Consider the following 16,563-nt stretch of genomic DNA (forward strand, 5'->3'; position numbering starts at 1 on the left):
CCGCCGCCCCGCGGCATCCCGTCGCCGGATCAGGAGATCTGGCGGGCACAGGACGATCCGCCCGGAAACGTCCTGTTCCGGTCAGATCTCCTGATCCGGCGGGGTAGCCGCCATGCCCGGCGGACCGCATAGGCTCGTTCGCGTGCCCGATCCGTCCCGCCCGCCGCTGCCGCTGTGGGCGGCGGTCGTCGCCGCGGGGATCGCCGGCTGGCTCCTGACGCTCGCGTTCCCGGCGATCAGCTGGTGGCCGATGGCCTTCGTCGCGATCCCGCTCGCGCTCCTGACCCTCATCGGGCGGCGCGTCCGCGGGGCGCTCCTGGTCGGCTTCGCGTTCGGCCTCGTGTTCTTCCTCGTGAACGTCTCGTTCACCGCGCGCTATCTGGGTCCGGTGCCGTGGCTCGCGCTGTCGGTGTTGGAGGCGATCCTCACCGCCCTCGCAGCGGTGCCGATCGCACTCGCCTACCGCTGGATGCCCCGCGTGCTGCCCGGCCGGTGGGCTCGGCTCGTCGCCCTGCCCGTGCTCGTGGCCGGCCTGTGGACCGCGCGCGAACTGCTGCTCGGCACGTTCCCCTACGGCGGCTTCCCGTGGGGTCGCGTCGGCATCAGCCAGGCGAACGGGCCGCTCATCGGGCTCGTGTCGTGGATCGGCGTCGCCGGCCTCGGCTTCGTCGTCGTCCTGGCGTGCGCGATGGCGATCGAGTACGTGCGCGTCGTGCGGGTCCATCGCGTGCGCGCCGCGCTTCCCGTCGCGGCGGTCGTCGTGGTGCTGGTCGCAGTGCCGGCGTTCCCGACGACGGATGCCGGCACGATCCGCGTCGGCGCCGTGCAGGGCAACGGCCCCGCGGGCTACTTCGACGAGCGCGACCGGGACGACGTCATGAACGCCCAGCTCGAGGCGACCGCGCCGCTCATCGGCGAGGAGCTCGACGTGCTGCTGTGGCCCGAGGGCGGCATGGACACCGACCCCACGCGCGACGTCTCCACCGCGCGCACGCTGGACCTCCTCGCGTGGCGGGTCGACGCACCGCTCCTGGTCAGCGCCGTCACGCAGCGCGGCGAGCAGTACTTCAACTCGGCCCTGCTGTGGAAGGCGGATGGCGACGACCCGGCGCAGACGTACGACAAACGGCATCCCGTGCCCTTCGGCGAATACGTGCCCGACCGCTGGCTCTACAACTTCTTCGCGCCCGATCTCATCGGGCTCATCCAGCGCGAGTACAGCCCGGGCACCGCCTCGCCGGTGTTCGACGTGGGCGGCGTCGCGGTGGGCCTCGCGATCTGCTTCGACGTCATCTATGACGACGTGATCCGCGACGGCGCGCGCGGCGGCGCCGAGGTGTTCATGTTCCAGACGAACAACGCGGACTTCCGCGGCACCGACGAGAACCTGCAGCAGCTCGCGTTCGCGCGCGTGCGGGCCATCGAGACCGGACGCGCCGTCGTGAACCTGTCGACCGTCGGCACGAGCCAGATCATCGCACCGGACGGCTCCGAGATCGCCGGCCTCCCGGTCGACACCGCCGGGGCGCTGCTCGAGGACGTGCCGCTGCGCACCGGCCTGACCCCCGCCGTCGTCCTCGGCACCGCGATCGACGCGGTGCTGGGGTGGGGGAGCCTGCTCGCGCTCGTCGCGGTGGGCCTGGCGCTCAGACGAGTCCGAGCGACCGGGCCCGCCGTATCACGTCACGGCGGTTCGCGACGCCGAGCTTCGTGAGGATCGCGGAGACGTGATGGTCGACGGTCTTCGTCGAGATGAACAGGGCGCGAGCGAGCTCCGCGTTCGTCAGCCCCTGTGCGACCAGCCGTGCGACGTCGAGCTGCCGGTTCGTGAGCCCGGACGGATTCGAGCGCGTGCTGCGACGCACCGTGAGAGGCCGGACGACACCGCGCTCCACCAGCGCACGGCGGGCACGCGCGACCGTCGCCGTCACGCCGAGATCCTCCAACGCCAGCAGACCGGCACCGGCGACGCCCGCGTCGTCGTCGAAGACCGCGGCGAGCGCCGACTCGAACGGCGCGCCGATCGCCGCCCACGCGTCTGAGGCCCCGGCCGCACGGCCGGCGAGCTCCAGCTCGTACGGCTCGGCCACCGGTACGGCGGGCACGGCCTGGCCCAGTCGACGGAGCCACACGGCGAGGTCGCCGACGGCCCAGCGAGTGCCCGGCAGCGCGGCCGCCTCGCTCATCAGCCCCGACACCCCGCTCAGCCGCGCATCGTCGACGCCCGTGTGCCACACCCGCTCGGCGACGACCGCGGCGGCCGCGAGGATGAAGAGCGGCTCGTCGAGCTCGTGCGCGAGCGCCCAGGCCGCATCGAGGTGGCCCGCGGCGTCGGCCTCGCCCGTGCCGTGCCTGATGTCGAGCTGGGCGAGCACGAGGTGGGGATGGACCGAGGCGAGCGGCGCGCCGTGCTCGCGCAGGACGGTTCCGGCGTCCTCGTCCGCCGCCGTCCAGCGTCCCCGCATCAGATGGAGCCGGGCACGCTGACCGGTCTGCCACTGGTAGCAGATCGGGATGTCGCGCTCGATCGTCAGCGGCAGCGAGAACGCGAGCTCGCCCTCCGCCTCGCGCAGGCGACGGTGCTCGATGTCGATCGCCGACAGGTTGGAGTAGGCGGTGGTGCCGAGCTCGTCCAGTGCACGCTCGAAGGCCGTCGCAGCGTGCGCGAGGAGGGCTGCGCGCCCGGATTCGCTGCCGCTGACCAGATCGGCCGCCGCGGCCGTGACGCCGATGCGCAGCCGGGTCAGGTCGCCCCGTTCCCCGGGAGGGGCATCGTCCAGCTCGTGCAGGATGCGGCGCGCCGCCACGACGTCGCTGCGCCGATAGGCGAGATAGGCCTGCAGCGCCCGCGCCGCGTCGCGCGCGTCGGTGCCCGCAGCGACGCCGGCGGCGAGCGCGACGTGCTGCTCGGCCGCGTGCCGTCGTGCGGAGTAGTACTCGATGACAGCGCGCCGGTCGTGAGCGGAGGCCGCCCCGTCGGCGTCGTGCAGCTGCTCGCGGAGGCGGAGCGCCGCGTCGATCGACGCGATCGACTCCGCCAGGCTGCTCACCATGTACTGCTCGGTGCTCAGCTGTTCGAGCAGCGCCGCGTGCTCGGCTGCGTCGTCGCCGGGATGGGCGACCGCGCGCATGAGGAAGGCGACCGCCTCCGTGTGCGAGCCGGTCCGCACGGCCTCCTGCGCGGCCAGCGCCGCGTAGCGACGCGTGCGTGCCGCGTCCGCTGCGCCTTCCGCGTGATGAGCGAGCAGCGCGAAGTCGTGGGAGCCGGTCGCTTCGAGCGCGTCGAGCAGACGCCTGTGCAGGACAGGGGCGACGGACCGCGACACCGAGCCGGCGACCGCCTGGCGGGCCAGTTCGTGACGGAAGCGGATGCCGCGGCGACCGCGCACGAGGAGCTCCGTGCCCTCCAGTCGTCTCAGGGTGGGAAGGTCCACTCCGAGCTCGGGCAGCAGCCGGTCGTCGAGTGCGTCGGGCGCCGTGGCCGCGAGCTGGAGGATCTCGAGATCGGCGCTCTCGAGCGCCGCCGCGCTGGCGAGCACGGCGGCGCGCACCGTGCGCGGCAGCGACTCGCCGGGGTGACGCGCGATCTCGCTCACGTAGAAGGGATTGCCGCCGCTCACGGCGTGCACGCGCGCGGGATCGAGCGACGTGCCCGCGAGCATGTCGGCGACGGCATCCGGCGACAGCGGACTCAGCTCGATCGTGACGGAGCCCTCCAGCCGGGCGATCTCGCCGATGAGAGCCAGCGTCGGATGCCCGAGGCCGAGCGACGTGCTCCGGCAGGTCACGATCAGCAGGAGCGGCAGGCCGTCGATCCGCCGCACGAGGTAGCGGAGCACCTCGATCGACGCGGCGTCGATCCACTGCGCGTCCTCGACGACCAGGACCGTGGGCTCCGTCGCCATCGCGGCGACGAACGCGCTTGCGGTCTCGGCGAGCCCACCCGCTCCGGGCTGATCGTCGATGCGCATCGGTGAGCCGCTGTCGGCCACGAGCTCTCGGATCGGACCGAGCGGTCGCGGAGTGGTGAGCGGATCGCAGAGCCCCCGCACGATGCGCAGGTCGTCTCGCCCGCTCGTGGCGGCTCGGACGAGGCTGGACTTGCCGGCGCCGGCGTCGCCGACGACCGTGACGACACGGCCGGAGTCACCGATCAGCCCCAGTTCGTGTCGCAGTCGGGCCAGCTCCGGCGCCCGCTCGAACAACCGCATACGCACAGCTTAGGAGCGCGGCTCCGCGCGGTGTCGGCGGGAGCCCGCGAACCGACCGGCGTGGGGAGTGCGGATGTCCGAGCGGGCGGGAAGCCGGTGCCGCCCGGTCAGAGCGGCCGGCCGAGCAGGATGCCGTCGCGCACGGTGTCAGCGCGGAGGAGCGACGCCTGGCGCCGGGCCTCGCGATGCAGGGCGACCTCCTCGTGCGTCGCCGGCCGCGCCGTCGGGCGACGGTGGTCGGCCGCGAAGGCGCGGGCGGCACGGGCGATCGCCCGGAGCAGCCGGGGCACGCTCGTCGCCGCGTGCTCGACCTGGGCGGCCGGCGTCGAGAAGACGGGCGAGATCTGCAGGCTGCTCATGCCGCGACCTCGTCCGCGGTGTGCGGGCCGAACTCCGCCACGACCTCGACGACGAGGTCCGCGGGGAACCCGCCGCGACGCGCGTGCTCGCGGACGGCCTCGGCGTCCTCGGTGCGGTGGATGCAGTACAGCTTGTCGCCCGCGACGTACGTGACGATCCACGTGTACGGGATGCCGAGCGACTCGACGGCGCGGTTCGAGGTCCGCGAGATGTCCGCGAGCTCGACGTGCGTGAGACCGGCGGCGCCGGGGACCTCCCGCTCGATGAGGAAGGTCTTCATGCCGGTGGCCTGGATGTCCATGATGGTGTCTCCTTTGTCGTGGGCGGCTCTCTGCCGTCGCGTGACAACCATCGCCGACACCTGTCGCCGCTCGCATCGGGAGGAGTTCCCCACGTTTCGCTCGCGCGTTCCCCATGTTCTGGGAGCCTGCTCGCGCTCGTCGCGGTGGGCCTGGCATCCGCTCGCCGCGCACGCCAAACGGCGGTGCCGGGCCCCGAGGGGCCGGCACCGCCGAGTCGATGTCGTAGGACCGCTTACGCGGCGGAGATGTTGGAGTCGCCCCCGCGACGAGAGCGCAGCAGCTCGAGCCGCTCCTCGAGGAGCTCCTCGAGCTCGGGGATGGTGCGGCGCTCGAGCAGCATGTCCCAGTGCGTGCGCGGGGCCTTGTCGCCGGAGTGGTCCACCTCGACGACGCCGTCGCCGACGCGGAGCACGGCCTCGGCGCCGCACGTGCGGCACTCCCATGCCTCGGGGACCTCGGCGTCGACCGCGAAGGTCAGGACGTTCTCGCGTCCGCACTGCGTGCAGACGTAGGTGTGCTTGGTGCGCTCGTGGAAGACGACGCCTTCTTCGCTCTGTAGGCTCGAAGCGCCGAGTCGGATGCCGCGCAGATTGCGGTCTGCCATTGTGTGGTCCTCTCGTCAGTCCTCAGGTATAACGCCGAGACCTGTGCACATCATCCGAACCGGGCCTTCGGAGCGGCCTTTCACAGCCGATCCTCAGCGCCGGCGGGAAGCACCCGGCGTGGCGCCTCGGATACCGGAAACACGCGGGTTTTCAGCGGCGGGCACGGAGCGTCGCGAGCGCCAGATCCGTGCGGTCGGTCACCAGCCCGTCGACCCCCAGATCGAGCAGGCGATGCATGTCGGCGGGCTCGTTCACGGTCCACACGTGCACCTCCACGCCGTGGCGGTGGACGGCCTCGACGAGCCGAGGCGTCACGATCCGCACGCCGCGATGGCGCTCGGGCACCTGGAGGGCGTGCACGCCCTCCAGCGCGAGCCCGACCAGGCGGCTCGAGCGCGTCGCGACCGCGGCGAGCACCCTGACCGTCGTCGCCGTCCCGGCGGAGGTCGCCGGGTCGCCGCCGACGGCCCACGCGGCCTCCAGGGCCGTGCGACGGCGCTCGTCGGAGAAGCTCGTGATGAGCACGCGGTCGGCGTGGCGCGCCACGGTGCGGCCGACCGACACCGCGGCATCCGGAACCTTCACGTCGAGGTTGAACCTCAAGGTCGGGAACGAGGAGAACACCTGCCGCAGCGTGACGAGCCCGCCGCGGTCGGCCATGATCCGCTCCAGCTCGATCGCGCGCACGTCCGACACCGGACGCGGGTCGCCGAGCACGCGCGAGAGGTCGGCGTCGTGGACGAGGACGACCTCGCCGTCGGCGGTCAGGTGGCAGTCCGACTCGACGTACGACGCGCCCGCCGCGTGCGCGGCCGCGAACGCGGCGAGCGAGTTCTCGACGATGCCGTCGGCGTCGCGGGGCACGAAGCCGCGGTGCGCGAGCACCCGCGGGGCCGCGGACGCCGAGAACCAGGGATGGGTCACTCTCGGCCGGCGGGAGGCGCGGGCGGCTCGGGGGCGGCGGACGGCACGGCATCCGGCAGCTTCGCCGCGAAGCCGGCGCTCAGGCCCTTCATCGCCTCGGTGAACTCGCTCGGGATGATCCACAGTTTGCTCGACGCGCTCTCGCTGATCTTCGGCAGCGTCAGGAGGTACTGATAGGCGAGCAGCTTCTCGTCGGGCTTGCCGGCGTGGATCGCGTCGAACACCGTCTGGATCGCGGTCGCCTCGCCCTCCGCCTTCAGGATCGCGGCCTGCTTCTCGCCCTCGGCGCGCAGGATGTCGGCCTGACGACGGCCCTCGGCCTCGAGGATCTGCGACTGCTTCGAGCCCTCGGCGGTGAGGATGACGGCGCGGCGGTCGCGCTCGGCGCGCATCTGCTTCTCCATCGAGTCCTGGATGGAGTGCGGCGGGTCGATCGCCTTCAGCTCGACGCGCGAGACGCGGATGCCCCACTTGCCGGTCGCCTCGTCCAGGACGATGCGCAGCTGGCCGTTGATCTCGTCGCGGCTCGTGAGCGCCTCTTCGAGGTTGAGCCCGCCGACGACGTTGCGGAGCGTCGTGGTCGTCAGCTGCTCCACCGCGCCGAGGTAGTTCGCGATCTCGTACGTCGCGGCGCGCGCATCGGTCACCTGGAAGTAGACGACCGTGTCGATCGAGACCACGAGGTTGTCCTCGGTGATGACCGGCTGGGGCGGGAACGAGACGACCTGCTCGCGCATGTCGACGAGGGGGCGGAGCCGGTCGATGAACGGCACCAGGATGTTCAGCCCCGGGCTCAGCGTGCGCTGGTAGCGGCCGAGCCGCTCCACGACGCCGGTGTAGGCCTGCGGGATGATCCGGATCGACCGGAAGATCACGACCACCACGAAGATCGCGATGACCACCAGCAGGACGATGATGAAGATCTGGCCGGTGAAGGCCCCGATGTCAATCACTGTCGGCTTTCCTTTCCACGACGACGTCGACGGTCGCACCGCGCACCGCCTGCACCACGACCCGCGCGCCCACGTCGACGCCCGCGCCATCGCCCACGAGGCGCGCGGTCCAGGTCTCGCCGTTGTCGAGCTTGACCGACCCCGCGCCGTCGACGAACGGCGCCACCACACGGGCGCCGAGGCCGTAGAGCGCGTCGACGTTCGTCGGGACCGGCCTGCTGCTGCGGTGCAGGGCGCGCAGCAGCAGCGGACGGATCGTGAACAGCAGCAGGGCCGCGACGGCGGCCGCGGCGAGGACCTGGAGCCACCACGGACCGCCCAGCAGGTTCACTCCCAGACCGCCGACGAGCGTGCCCGCGGCGAGCATGAGGAAGGTGAACTCGAGCGTGAGCAGCTCGATGATGACGAACAGCAGTGCGAGGACCAGCCAGGCGATCCACAGATACTGCGTCAGGTCCGGCAGCACGACGACTCCTTCCGCGGGTCTGTTCTCGAACACTAACATCCGTGCCGCGCAGGGCGTCCCGCGCCGGCCGTCCGATAGGGTCGAATCCAGGACGCCGTGCACGTCGCGTCCCTCCCCGACGCCTCAGGAGCACCCACCGATGTCCCAGCTTCTCCCTGCCGGTTCGCTCAGCGGAAAGACCGCGCTCGTCACGGGCTCCTCGCGCGGCATCGGCGCCGACACCGTGCGCTACCTCGCCCAGGCCGGCGCCAACGTCGTCATCAACTTCCGCAACAAGGCCCCGCGCGCCGAGAAGCTCGCCGCCGAGCTGCGCGAGCTGGGCGTCGAGGCGCTCGTGGTGGGGGCCGACCTCACCGACCCCGAGTCGGTGCAGGCGATGTTCCGCGCCGTCGAGGACGCCTTCGGCGGCCTCGACATCCTCGTGCTCAACGCGTCCGGCGGCATGGAGGGCGGCATGGCCGAGGACTACGCCCTCAAGCTCAACCGCGATGCGCAGGTGAACGTCCTCGAGACCGCGCTGCCGCTCCTGCGCGACGGGTCGCGCGTCGTGTTCGTCACGAGCCACCAGGCGCACTTCATCCGCACGACCCCGACGATGGACGCGTACGTCCCGGTCGCCCTCTCCAAGCGCGCCGGCGAGGACGCCCTGCGCGAGCGCATCCCCGAGCTCACCGAGCGCGGGATCGGCTTCGTCGTCGTCTCGGGCGACATGATCGAGGGCACGATCACCGCGACGCTCCTCGAGCGCGTCAACCCGGGTGCGATCGCGTCGCGCCGCGAAGAGGCGGGCAAGCTCTACAACGTGGCCGAGTTCGCGGCCGAGGTGGCCCAGGCCGCCGTCGACCCGGTTCCCGACGACAACACCCGCCTGGTGGGCGACACCGGCTCGTTCGCGGGGGAGTAGCACCACCGACGAGAAGAGCGGATGCCACCGGGCCGGGCTTCGTGGCATCCGCTCTTCTCGTCGCGCGGGCGGCTACTTGCCGAACGTGAAGGCGCGCACGATCTGGATGACGCCGAGCACCAGGGCGGAGATGCCGAGCAGCCACCAGAGCACGGCGGCACCCCACAGGGGCGAGAACAGCAGCGTGAGGCCGGCGATGATCGACAGGATCGCGTAGAAGACCGTCCAGCCCTTCGAGACGGCATCGGCGAGCGTCGACAGCGAGACGACGCCCTCGACGATCCACATCACGCCGACCATGACGCCGACGAAGACGCCGAACCACGCGGTCGCGGCGGGCAGGTTCGCGTAGGCGACGACGCCGGCGACGACGAACAGCAGGCCGAGCACGATGTGCCCGACGCGCGACCAGCCGCCCTTGCTCTTCGAGAAGATGCCGAGCCCGGCATAGATGACGCCGGCGGCGATCGCGTAGGTCGCGACGATGAAGACGGCCACGAACGCGGTGCGCGCGGGCCACACGAGGATCAGGATGCCGAGGATGACGGACAGGACGCCGCCGATCCCGAGGGCGGTGCGGATGCCGTTGACCGCCGCTTTCTCGGCTGCGAATCCGGACATGGAGTGTCCTTTCTGAGAGTTTGCTGAATAGACCTGGATTCAGGGTAACTCCGGCGTCTCACGCCGAGACGGACGGCGCGCGACGTTTCGAAAGCGTTATGCCGCGGCCGACGAACCCAGGAGCGCCATGATCAGCAGGATCACGGGCACGCATCCGACGGTCGTGAGGAACACCGTGTCGCGCGCGATCGTCTCGCCCACGTCGTACCGCTGCGCATAGTTGAACACGTTCTGCGCGGTGGGGAGCGCCGCGAGGACCGTGACGACGAGCACGTCGGCGGGGGAGAGCTGGAAGAGGAAGCGCCCCGCCGCCCACGCGACGAGGGGCATCGCGAAGAGCTTGAGCGCGCTGGCCAGCACGATGTCGCGCCGCCGCCCGGACGCGCCCAGGATCCGCTGCCCGTGCAGCGACATGCCGTAGCTCATGAGCAGCACCGGCACGCACGCGTCGGCGATGAGGCTCGCCGGCTCGAACACGATCGGCGGCAGGCGGATGCCGGTGACCGAGACCAGCACCCCCAGCACGGAGCCGACGACGATCGGGTTGGTGAGCGTGCGGCGGACGATGGGGACGACCCGGCGCTGTCCCGTCGAGATCGCCTCGAAGACCGCCATCGTGAGCGGCGTGAACGCGAGCAGCTGGAGCAGGATCACGGGTGCGGGATACGCCGCGCTGCCGAGCAGGTAGAGCGAGAGCGGGATGCCGATGTTGTTCGAGTTCACCTGCCCCGCCGACAGCGTGCCGATCAGGGTCTCGCCGACGGAGCGGCGCCACACCAGCCGTGCGATCGCCGCGTAGACGACGAAGACCGTGACGGCGGCGACCGCCGACACCGGGAGCAGCGCGGAGAACAGCAGGTGGACGTCGGCCTGCGCGAGCACGACGAACAGCAGGAACGGGGAGAGGACGAAGAACGTCAGCCGCGCGAGCACCGGACGCCCCTGGGGGCCCAGGAGGTCGATGCGCCCGATCAGATAGCCCACGGCGATGGCCAGGCCCACGACGGCGAATCCGGTGAGCGTCGTGAGCATGGTTTCGACAGTAGTGGCGCCCGACGGCCGCTCCGGGGGAGGGGGGAGGGGGACACGACCGCCGGGCGCGAGAGGAGGTGATCTCCGCGCTTCGATTTTACGCGCCGGACCGCACCGCCGGGCCGAGGAGCGCGCGCGTCGGCGTTTTACCAGGAGCGGATTTGCTGACCGCCGTCGAGACCGGCACGATGGCGGGATGCCGCAACGCAAGGTCTGTCTCCTCACCGGCGCCGGGCGCGCCGGCAGCATCGCGCACGGCATCGCGCGCGGGCTCGCCGAGTCGGGCTGGGACCTCGGGCTCGTGACGCTGCCGGCCTACGACCGGGAGGTGTTCGGCACGCCGTCGGGGGAGCTGTCGGAGCTGGTGACGGAGCTCCGCGAGCGCGGCGCCGAGGTCCACGTCGTCGACGCCGATCTCAGCGACGTCGAGACGCCCGCGCGGGTCGTCGACGAGGTGGCCGAGCGCCTCGGTGCACTGGACGCCCTCGTGCTGTCGCACTCGCACTCGATCGACTCGTCGATCCTCGACACCACGCCGGAGGCGTTCGACCGGCACTTCGCGGTGAACGCGCGGGCCGCGTGGCTGCTGATCCGCGCGTTCGCGAACCAGGTCGGGCCGTCCGGCGGCGCCGTCGTCGCCCTCACGAGCGACCACGTGATCCACAACCTGCCGTACGGCGCGAGCAAGGGCGCGCTCGACCGCATCGTCGTGGCCGCCGCGGGGGAGCTCGGCCATCTCGGCATCCGTGCCAACAGCGTCAACCCGGGCCCGATCGACACCGGCTGGATGGACGACGGGATCCGCGCGTCGGGCCTCGCGCGCCAGCCCACGGGACGGCTCGGAACGCCGGCCGACATCGCACGGCTCGTGCGCTTCCTCGTGTCGGAGGACGGCTCGTGGGTGACCGGTCAGCTCATCAAGAGCGACGGCGGCTTCTCGCTCTGACGGCGACGGGGGAGAGCATCACCCGGCGGGTGCTGTCGCGTCGCCTCGTAGGCTTGCCTCGTGTTGAGCCCCAGTGCTGGTCGTGAGCGGTAACGGCGTCGTCCCGCGCTCGCCTCGCGTGCGGAGGCGGATTCTCCTGCTCGCCGGCGCGGTGCTCACTCTCGCACTCGTGGTCATCGTGACGTTGTTCGTGATCTCCGCGACATCCGATCGCGAGGTGTCGGTGTTGATCGGGACCTTCGGGTCCGCGCGGATGGCAAGCCTCGCGGTCATCGTTGCGCTCGCGTGCCTCACCCTGGGGCTGTGTCTCGTTCCGGTGACCCGGCCGTGGCTCGTTCTCCTCGTCCCCGCTCGCCTCGCGGCCATCGTGGCATCTTCTGTGGCCGCGTTCGGGTGGTTGATCACGCCCTCGCCCACGGTTGTCCCCCTTGTCAGCGCGGGATGCGAGACCGGCTACGTCGTGAAGGAGATGGCTCTCCTGCACGTCGCCTCGGGAACCGTGTACCGAACGGATGGCATCCTCGTCACGGCCGTCGAGTGGGTCAGCGGCGACGACGGGTACACCCCGTTCGACGACGGCGCGTATGCCGTGGTCGACGACGGCGAGACTCTTCGGGTCTGGTACAACGTCCGCTTCGACCGCTCGGGTGCGCCGGTGCCCACCGATGGTGCCCCTGACTTCACCCTTCCGAAGCTGAACGACCGGACATTCGCATGCGGCATCAGCACGCACGCACGGACGCCACAGCCGCAGCCACCGTCGCCCACGGCTCCCTTGCACGACGTGCGGGACATGCAGTCGAGCATCCGAGAGATGGTGGGGGTGTCGCTGGCCGCAGCGGTCGGTCCGGTTCGCGACGGCGATGGCAACCCGATCGACTCCCTTCCCATCGAACGGATGGCTATTCGTGACTCCACGTCGATCGACGGTCTCATACACATGAAGATCACGTCCCGGTGCGAGGTCGCCCAGCCCTGAGGTAGTGCGCACGATCCTCCTCATCTCGTCTCTTTCTTCCTAGCGAGGTAGAATCAGACTGTGGCGCTGAACATCAAGGATCCCGAGACCGATCGCATCGCCCGTGAACTGGCTGCGGCGACGGGGGAGAGCATCACCGTTGCGGCGCGCGTGGCCATGGAACAGCGTCTGCGGCGGGTACGCGCGAGCGCGGCCGAGCACGCTGTTCGTGACGAGCTCGAGGCGATCGTCGCGCGCGGGCGAAGCCGTCGCATGATCGATGAGAGGTCTGCTGAGACGATCATCGGCTACGACGAGAACGGGCTTCCGTCCTGATGGCGGTCGTGGTCGACACGTCCGCGCTCGCGGCCGTCGTCTTCGGCGAGACCGATGCGAGGGCGTATGCCTCGGTTCTCGCCGCCCATGCCGGTGACGTCAGCGTCAGCGCAGCGACGGTCGTCGAAGCTCGTATCGTCGTCCGCAGTCGTCAAGGCTCCGAAGCAGCTCGAGACCTCGATGTGCTCCTGACACGGATCTCGGCGCAGATCGTCGCCGTGGATGAGGAGCAGGCCGATCTGGCGGTCGCCGCATGGCAACGGTTCGGCAAGGGGAGACACGAGGCCGGTCTGAACTTCGGAGACTGCTTCGCGTACGCGCTGTCGAGGCATCTGGGGGTCCCTCTGCTCTACAAAGGTGACGACTTCGCCCGCACCGACGTCGCCTCGGCTCTGTGAGCGACGTGACGGCCGATGATGAGCGACGGCGAGATCGTGACCTGCAGGCTGAGGCTGCGTCGTCTTCGCGAGGATGACGAGACCAGAGTGGTCGCGTACCGATCTGACGCACGGGCATCCCGCTACCTGAACCATCCACCGATGGGACCGGGGGTTCCGTGACTGGTTCGCGGAGCGCTCTCCGGAATGGACTTTCGATCGGCCCGGCCATCGTCGCTTCTACGGGATAGACGAGAGATCTTCGGGTCTGTTGATCGGCGATGCCGTTCTCGTCCGCTCGGCAGATGGACGAGAAGGCGAGATCGGGATGTTCCTCTATCCGGCCACGAGCGGGCTCGGCTACTCACTCGAGATCGCCAGGGGCTGCTCGCCGCCGCATTCGAGGGGTTCGGCCTCATCGCGTCGTGGGACGTGCCGACGCGCAGAACCGCGGTTCCGCACGCGCGATGGAGCACCTCCGGATGCGACGCGAAGGCCTCTTCGCTGCGAGCGAGCCGCGCAGCGACGAGCTGGCCGACACGGCGCTGTACGCGATGCTGAAGGACGAAAGGACTGCCCGCGCGGGCGCTCATCGTCGCCGGTAGATGTCCGCTCGATGGTCGACATGGATCACGATGACGCGGACTTCCTCGTCCTCGATCTCATAGAGAATGCGGTACGGCCCACGTCGAGCGCTGTAGAGTCCGGCGAGCTCTCGTTCGAGGCGCTTGCCGACCCTCTGGGGGTTTCGCGCGAGCTCGCCGTATACGAACTCCACGATGGCCGGAACGATCCGCGACGGGATCCGCTCGAGGTCTCGCACTGCCGTGGAGGCAAAGACGACCTCGTAGGTCATCGCTTGGTGACGCCGAAGCGATCCCGGATCTCGTTCTCGGTGAAGCCGCCACCCGAGGCGACCTCCTCACGAGCCGCGTTGATGTCGGCGGTGAGATCCGAGCCCTGGCCCAGCCAGTAGATCCGCTCCTGCAACTCCTCCCACTCATCGATCCCGACGAGCATGGCCGCCGGCGACCCGTTGACGGTGATTGCGATCTCATCACGCGTCTTGGCGGCCGCGTCTACGAGCTCGCTGAGGCGAGCCTTGACCGACGAGATGGGGAGCGTCTGCATATACCTATTATGGTCCGAATTCTAGTCTAGTCAAGACGGCCGCATGGCCGCGAGCATTCGCGACCAAGCCCTCGCAGGTCACGCGAGCCCGAACTCGGCCCTGACTTCCTCTCACGGCACGGACAGTTCACCGGTCTCTTCGATCTCGCGGCGAGCGGCGGCCGCAGCATCCTCCGCGTCTTCCGCCAGATCGCACAGGCGCTGGAAGTCGACGACGTCGACGATCACCGCGACGGGACGGTTGTGACGCGTCGGTAGACAGAAGCGTTCCCCGTTGGCCGATAATGCACATTATGTCAGATCGTAAGAGGACTATTCGCATGATCTGCAGATAGTCCTCCCCTGATACACCTACGCTGCACGGCAAGGAAACTAGACGTGATCGGGATGTTTCACCTGATCTCACGACGATCGCCGTCGAGCCGCAGGGGCCGAACATCTGTCGCCCCGATTCCGTGGCTGACCGGTGATTCTGACACGAGTTCTTGCATGTTTTGCTCTCTGTCTGCAATATTTGCAGTCGTGAGGATCGACGCGTGAGCGACAAGATTGGCCGGGTGAGCTACCTCCCCACAGCGGTGGCCGCCGCTGATCCCGACGAGTTTCTCAGCGACGTCCTCACAGGGTGGAAGCGTCAGCAACTCGCTCAGAACTTCAGCCTTGAGACAACCAAGCGGCGCACGCGCTCGGTGTTGCGGATGGCGTCTTTCGTCGGCAAGCACCCGTGGGAATGGCTCCCGGGCGATGCCGATGACTTCTTCTCCCACCTGCGCGGCGTCGATAATCTCGCGCACAACACGGTCCGGGCCTACCAGACCGACGTCAAGTTGTTCCTCGAGTACGCGACTGCTCCCACATACGACTGGAACGAGCGGTGCGGCCAGCTCTTCGGCACCGTGTTCTCCCAGGTCGTTACAGAGTTCAACCGCTCGACGCACACGGACGAGACAGGCGAAGGTTCGAAACGGCCGTTCAACACTCGGGAACTTCAGGAGTTCTTCGACCTCGCCGATCTCGAACCGGAGCGGATACTCAACTCCGGTCGGAAGGGTGCCTTGGCCGCTTGGCGGGATGCCGTGGTGTTCAAGACCCTCTATGGATGGGGCCTTCGGTTCAACGAGGTTCGCCACCTGATTCCTGCCGATTTCTCCCGCCATGTCCGGACGCCGGCTTATGGCGAATGGGGGCTGCTGCGCGTTCGCCACGGGAAAGCCAAGAAGGGTTCCCCGCCGAAGCAGCGCACCGTTCTGACGGTGTTCGATTGGTCCGTCGACGTGCTCGATCACTGGGCTCGCGTCGGACTCCCTCGCTTCGGCGGCCACCGCGCCTCTCCCCTGTTCCCCACGGACAACGGAACGATGATCGATAACGCCGCACTTCGACGCAGTTTCACTCGCTCCTCGACGAGTTGGGATTCCCTCCCGGGCTGGATATCCACTCCCTTCGTCGCTCCTATGCCACCCACCTGCAGACCGAACTCGGGTTTGACGTGAGCTTCGTCCAGATGCAACTCGGACACGAACATGCGTCGACCACCGGCATCTACACCATCGCCGCACCGGACTACCGGTCACGCGAACTTCAACGAGTCCTCTCCGCAACACTGGAACGAAGCGGAGCAACACTCCCCTCCCCCGACACGAAGGAGTCTCGATGAGACGCGAAGTGGAATATCACTGGCACGTTCGTGAGCTGATGGCACGAACGGGGATGCGCAACAGCCGCGACCTTGTTCAGCCACTCCGCGACCGCGGGATCACCCTCTCCGAATCCCAGATCTACCGCATCGTCGCCCAGGACCCCGAGCGGATCGCCTTCAAGGTGCTCGTCGCCCTCGCCGACATCTTCCAAGTCGAGGTCAACGACCTCGTCACCTACACCGCAACCGACACCCGCGCCCAGCGGCCTCGCAAGGTCGCAGGGTCCGCTTCTGAGATCCCGCTTATCGACGCATACAGACCGGTTCGAGCCCAGGTCGACAGGTCGGGAGACGATGACTGAGCTGCGGAGACGCGGCCGCCCACGCAGCACCGGGACCCTGCGCTGCGACCGCTGCGAGAATCTAGTCCCAAAGATCCGGACCCGCTGGCCCGACGGCGCCATCTGCGGACCCTGCTTCACCACCGCGGTCAACACCTACGGCATCTGCGCACATTGCAGCGAGACCCGAATGCTCCCGGGCCGCTCTCCGTCAGGAGAATCCATCTGTCGGGACTGCGCCAACATCCGCACGAACCTAACCTGCGACACTTGCGGGACAGAAGCTGAGCGCCTGCGCCGCGGGCAATGCGCACCATGCATCATCACGGCAGACCTCACGGCGATCCTCAAGCCCAACGACCCGCCTGATCTGCGGCTACATCGCCTGATCCGAGAACTCGCCACGACGGATCGCCCCCGCAGCGCAATGAATTGGATGCGTCTGCCAGCGCCCCGA

Annotated in this window: 20 protein-coding genes; 9 read left to right on the forward strand and 11 right to left on the reverse strand. The window is 69.4% G+C overall.

The window, feature by feature from the left end; all coding sequences use genetic code 11:
• Window positions 1–112: 112 nt before the first annotated feature.
• Window positions 113–1,714, forward strand: a complete 1,602-nt coding sequence (gene lnt / locus WML84_RS00960; RefSeq protein WP_347344282.1) for an apolipoprotein N-acyltransferase — start codon at window positions 113–115, stop codon at window positions 1,712–1,714.
• Here the strand turns inward: lnt and WML84_RS00965 are convergent.
• From WML84_RS00965 to WML84_RS00995, 7 genes are all read right to left on the reverse strand, one after another.
• A complete protein-coding gene (locus WML84_RS00965) occupies window positions 1,647–4,211 on the reverse strand; it encodes a LuxR C-terminal-related transcriptional regulator (protein ID WP_347344283.1) in 2,565 nt (854 codons plus the stop codon). The two genes, lnt and WML84_RS00965, sit on opposite strands and share 68 nt — an antisense overlap.
• Window positions 4,212–4,318: 107 nt before the next feature.
• On the reverse strand, window positions 4,319–4,570 hold the full coding sequence (locus WML84_RS00970) for a hypothetical protein (RefSeq protein ID WP_347344284.1): 252 nt from the start codon (window positions 4,568–4,570) through the stop codon (window positions 4,319–4,321).
• Entirely contained in the window at window positions 4,567–4,872 is a 306-nt protein-coding gene (locus WML84_RS00975; protein WP_347344285.1) for a DUF4242 domain-containing protein, read from the reverse strand. The genes WML84_RS00970 and WML84_RS00975 overlap by 4 nt, the downstream gene beginning before the upstream one ends.
• 233 nt (window positions 4,873–5,105) lie before the next feature.
• Window positions 5,106–5,477 (reverse strand): RNA polymerase-binding protein RbpA, encoded by a 372-nt coding sequence (locus WML84_RS00980; RefSeq protein ID WP_347344286.1) that lies wholly within the window; start codon window positions 5,475–5,477, stop codon window positions 5,106–5,108.
• Window positions 5,478–5,628: 151 nt separating this feature from the next.
• The gene (locus WML84_RS00985) at window positions 5,629–6,402 is read right to left on the reverse strand and encodes a glycerophosphodiester phosphodiesterase family protein (RefSeq protein ID WP_347344287.1); all 774 of its coding nucleotides are present in this window, start codon (window positions 6,400–6,402) and stop codon (window positions 5,629–5,631) included.
• Complete coding sequence (locus WML84_RS00990) at window positions 6,399–7,355, reverse strand: SPFH domain-containing protein (protein ID WP_347344288.1); 957 nt, start codon at window positions 7,353–7,355, stop codon at window positions 6,399–6,401. The genes WML84_RS00985 and WML84_RS00990 overlap by 4 nt, the downstream gene beginning before the upstream one ends.
• The gene (locus tag WML84_RS00995) at window positions 7,348–7,821 is read right to left on the reverse strand and encodes an NfeD family protein (RefSeq protein WP_347344289.1); all 474 of its coding nucleotides are present in this window, start codon (window positions 7,819–7,821) and stop codon (window positions 7,348–7,350) included. Before WML84_RS00995 ends, WML84_RS00990 begins: the two co-directional genes overlap by 8 nt.
• 139 nt (window positions 7,822–7,960) lie before the next feature.
• On the opposite strand from WML84_RS00995, the gene WML84_RS01000 reads away from it, so the two are divergent.
• Window positions 7,961–8,725 carry an SDR family oxidoreductase gene (locus tag WML84_RS01000; protein ID WP_347344290.1) on the forward strand — a complete coding sequence of 255 codons (765 nt, stop codon included), beginning with the start codon at window positions 7,961–7,963 and terminating at the stop codon, window positions 8,723–8,725.
• Window positions 8,726–8,797: 72 nt separating this feature from the next.
• Here WML84_RS01000 and WML84_RS01005 read toward each other — a convergent pair whose 3' ends face one another.
• Together WML84_RS01005 and WML84_RS01010 are read right to left on the reverse strand one after the other, a co-directional pair.
• Window positions 8,798–9,346: a DUF308 domain-containing protein gene (locus WML84_RS01005; protein WP_347344291.1), complete on the reverse strand. Its 549-nt coding sequence runs from the start codon at window positions 9,344–9,346 to the stop codon at window positions 8,798–8,800.
• A 96-nt stretch (window positions 9,347–9,442) separates the two neighbouring features.
• Window positions 9,443–10,378 carry an AEC family transporter gene (locus tag WML84_RS01010; RefSeq protein ID WP_347344292.1) on the reverse strand — a complete coding sequence of 312 codons (936 nt, stop codon included), beginning with the start codon at window positions 10,376–10,378 and terminating at the stop codon, window positions 9,443–9,445.
• A 196-nt stretch (window positions 10,379–10,574) separates the two neighbouring features.
• Here WML84_RS01010 and WML84_RS01015 point away from each other — a divergent pair, with 196 nt between their 5' ends.
• From WML84_RS01015 to WML84_RS01030, 4 genes are all read left to right on the forward strand, one after another.
• Window positions 10,575–11,324 (forward strand): SDR family oxidoreductase, encoded by a 750-nt coding sequence (locus WML84_RS01015; RefSeq protein ID WP_347344293.1) that lies wholly within the window; start codon window positions 10,575–10,577, stop codon window positions 11,322–11,324.
• A gap of 82 nt (window positions 11,325–11,406) precedes the next feature.
• On the forward strand, window positions 11,407–12,303 hold the full coding sequence (locus WML84_RS01020) for a hypothetical protein (protein ID WP_347344294.1): 897 nt from the start codon (window positions 11,407–11,409) through the stop codon (window positions 12,301–12,303).
• Between the two features lie 60 nt (window positions 12,304–12,363).
• A complete protein-coding gene (locus WML84_RS01025; RefSeq protein WP_347344295.1) occupies window positions 12,364–12,618 on the forward strand; it encodes a type II toxin-antitoxin system VapB family antitoxin in 255 nt (84 codons plus the stop codon).
• Window positions 12,618–13,016 carry a type II toxin-antitoxin system VapC family toxin gene (locus tag WML84_RS01030; protein WP_347344296.1) on the forward strand — a complete coding sequence of 133 codons (399 nt, stop codon included), beginning with the start codon at window positions 12,618–12,620 and terminating at the stop codon, window positions 13,014–13,016. Before WML84_RS01025 ends, WML84_RS01030 begins: the two co-directional genes overlap by 1 nt.
• Before the next feature lie 568 nt (window positions 13,017–13,584).
• On the opposite strand, the gene WML84_RS01035 is transcribed toward WML84_RS01030, so the two are convergent.
• Together WML84_RS01035 and WML84_RS01040 are read right to left on the reverse strand one after the other, a co-directional pair.
• Entirely contained in the window at window positions 13,585–13,851 is a 267-nt protein-coding gene (locus WML84_RS01035) for a type II toxin-antitoxin system RelE/ParE family toxin (RefSeq protein WP_347344297.1), read from the reverse strand.
• A complete protein-coding gene (locus tag WML84_RS01040; RefSeq protein WP_347344298.1) occupies window positions 13,848–14,126 on the reverse strand; it encodes a type II toxin-antitoxin system Phd/YefM family antitoxin in 279 nt (92 codons plus the stop codon). The genes WML84_RS01035 and WML84_RS01040 overlap by 4 nt, the downstream gene beginning before the upstream one ends.
• A gap of 536 nt (window positions 14,127–14,662) precedes the next feature.
• Between WML84_RS01040 and WML84_RS01045 the strand changes: the two genes are divergently transcribed.
• From WML84_RS01045 to WML84_RS01055, 3 genes are read left to right on the forward strand one after another with little or no spacing between them, the layout of a single operon-like run.
• Window positions 14,663–15,619, forward strand: coding sequence for a site-specific integrase (locus tag WML84_RS01045; RefSeq protein WP_347344299.1), 957 nt, complete (start codon window positions 14,663–14,665; stop codon window positions 15,617–15,619).
• Window positions 15,535–15,783 (forward strand): tyrosine-type recombinase/integrase, encoded by a 249-nt coding sequence (locus WML84_RS01050; protein WP_347344300.1) that lies wholly within the window; start codon window positions 15,535–15,537, stop codon window positions 15,781–15,783. The genes WML84_RS01045 and WML84_RS01050 overlap by 85 nt, the downstream gene beginning before the upstream one ends.
• The gene (locus WML84_RS01055) at window positions 15,780–16,127 is read left to right on the forward strand and encodes a helix-turn-helix transcriptional regulator (protein ID WP_347344301.1); all 348 of its coding nucleotides are present in this window, start codon (window positions 15,780–15,782) and stop codon (window positions 16,125–16,127) included. The genes WML84_RS01050 and WML84_RS01055 overlap by 4 nt, the downstream gene beginning before the upstream one ends.
• The last annotated feature ends 436 nt before the right edge of the window (window positions 16,128–16,563 follow it).

This window comes from Microbacterium sp., assembly GCF_039812165.1.
In the GTDB taxonomy this organism is placed as follows: Bacteria; Actinomycetota; Actinomycetes; order Actinomycetales; family Microbacteriaceae; genus Microbacterium.

Coding starts and splice junctions, on each gene's coding strand:
- lnt (WP_347344282.1), top strand. CDS start 113: ATGCCCGGCGGACCGCATAGGCTCGTTCGCGTGCCCGATCCGTCCCGC.
- WML84_RS00965 (WP_347344283.1), bottom strand. CDS start 4,211: ATGCGGTTGTTCGAGCGGGCGCCGGAGCTGGCCCGACTGCGACACGAA.
- WML84_RS00970 (WP_347344284.1), bottom strand. CDS start 4,570: ATGAGCAGCCTGCAGATCTCGCCCGTCTTCTCGACGCCGGCCGCCCAG.
- WML84_RS00975 (WP_347344285.1), bottom strand. CDS start 4,872: ATGGACATCCAGGCCACCGGCATGAAGACCTTCCTCATCGAGCGGGAG.
- WML84_RS00980 (WP_347344286.1), bottom strand. CDS start 5,477: ATGGCAGACCGCAATCTGCGCGGCATCCGACTCGGCGCTTCGAGCCTA.
- WML84_RS01000 (WP_347344290.1), top strand. CDS start 7,961: ATGTCCCAGCTTCTCCCTGCCGGTTCGCTCAGCGGAAAGACCGCGCTC.
- WML84_RS01005 (WP_347344291.1), bottom strand. CDS start 9,346: ATGTCCGGATTCGCAGCCGAGAAAGCGGCGGTCAACGGCATCCGCACC.
- WML84_RS01010 (WP_347344292.1), bottom strand. CDS start 10,378: ATGCTCACGACGCTCACCGGATTCGCCGTCGTGGGCCTGGCCATCGCC.
- WML84_RS01015 (WP_347344293.1), top strand. CDS start 10,575: ATGCCGCAACGCAAGGTCTGTCTCCTCACCGGCGCCGGGCGCGCCGGC.
- WML84_RS01030 (WP_347344296.1), top strand. CDS start 12,618: ATGGCGGTCGTGGTCGACACGTCCGCGCTCGCGGCCGTCGTCTTCGGC.
- WML84_RS01035 (WP_347344297.1), bottom strand. CDS start 13,851: ATGACCTACGAGGTCGTCTTTGCCTCCACGGCAGTGCGAGACCTCGAG.
- WML84_RS01040 (WP_347344298.1), bottom strand. CDS start 14,126: ATGCAGACGCTCCCCATCTCGTCGGTCAAGGCTCGCCTCAGCGAGCTC.
- WML84_RS01055 (WP_347344301.1), top strand. CDS start 15,780: ATGAGACGCGAAGTGGAATATCACTGGCACGTTCGTGAGCTGATGGCA.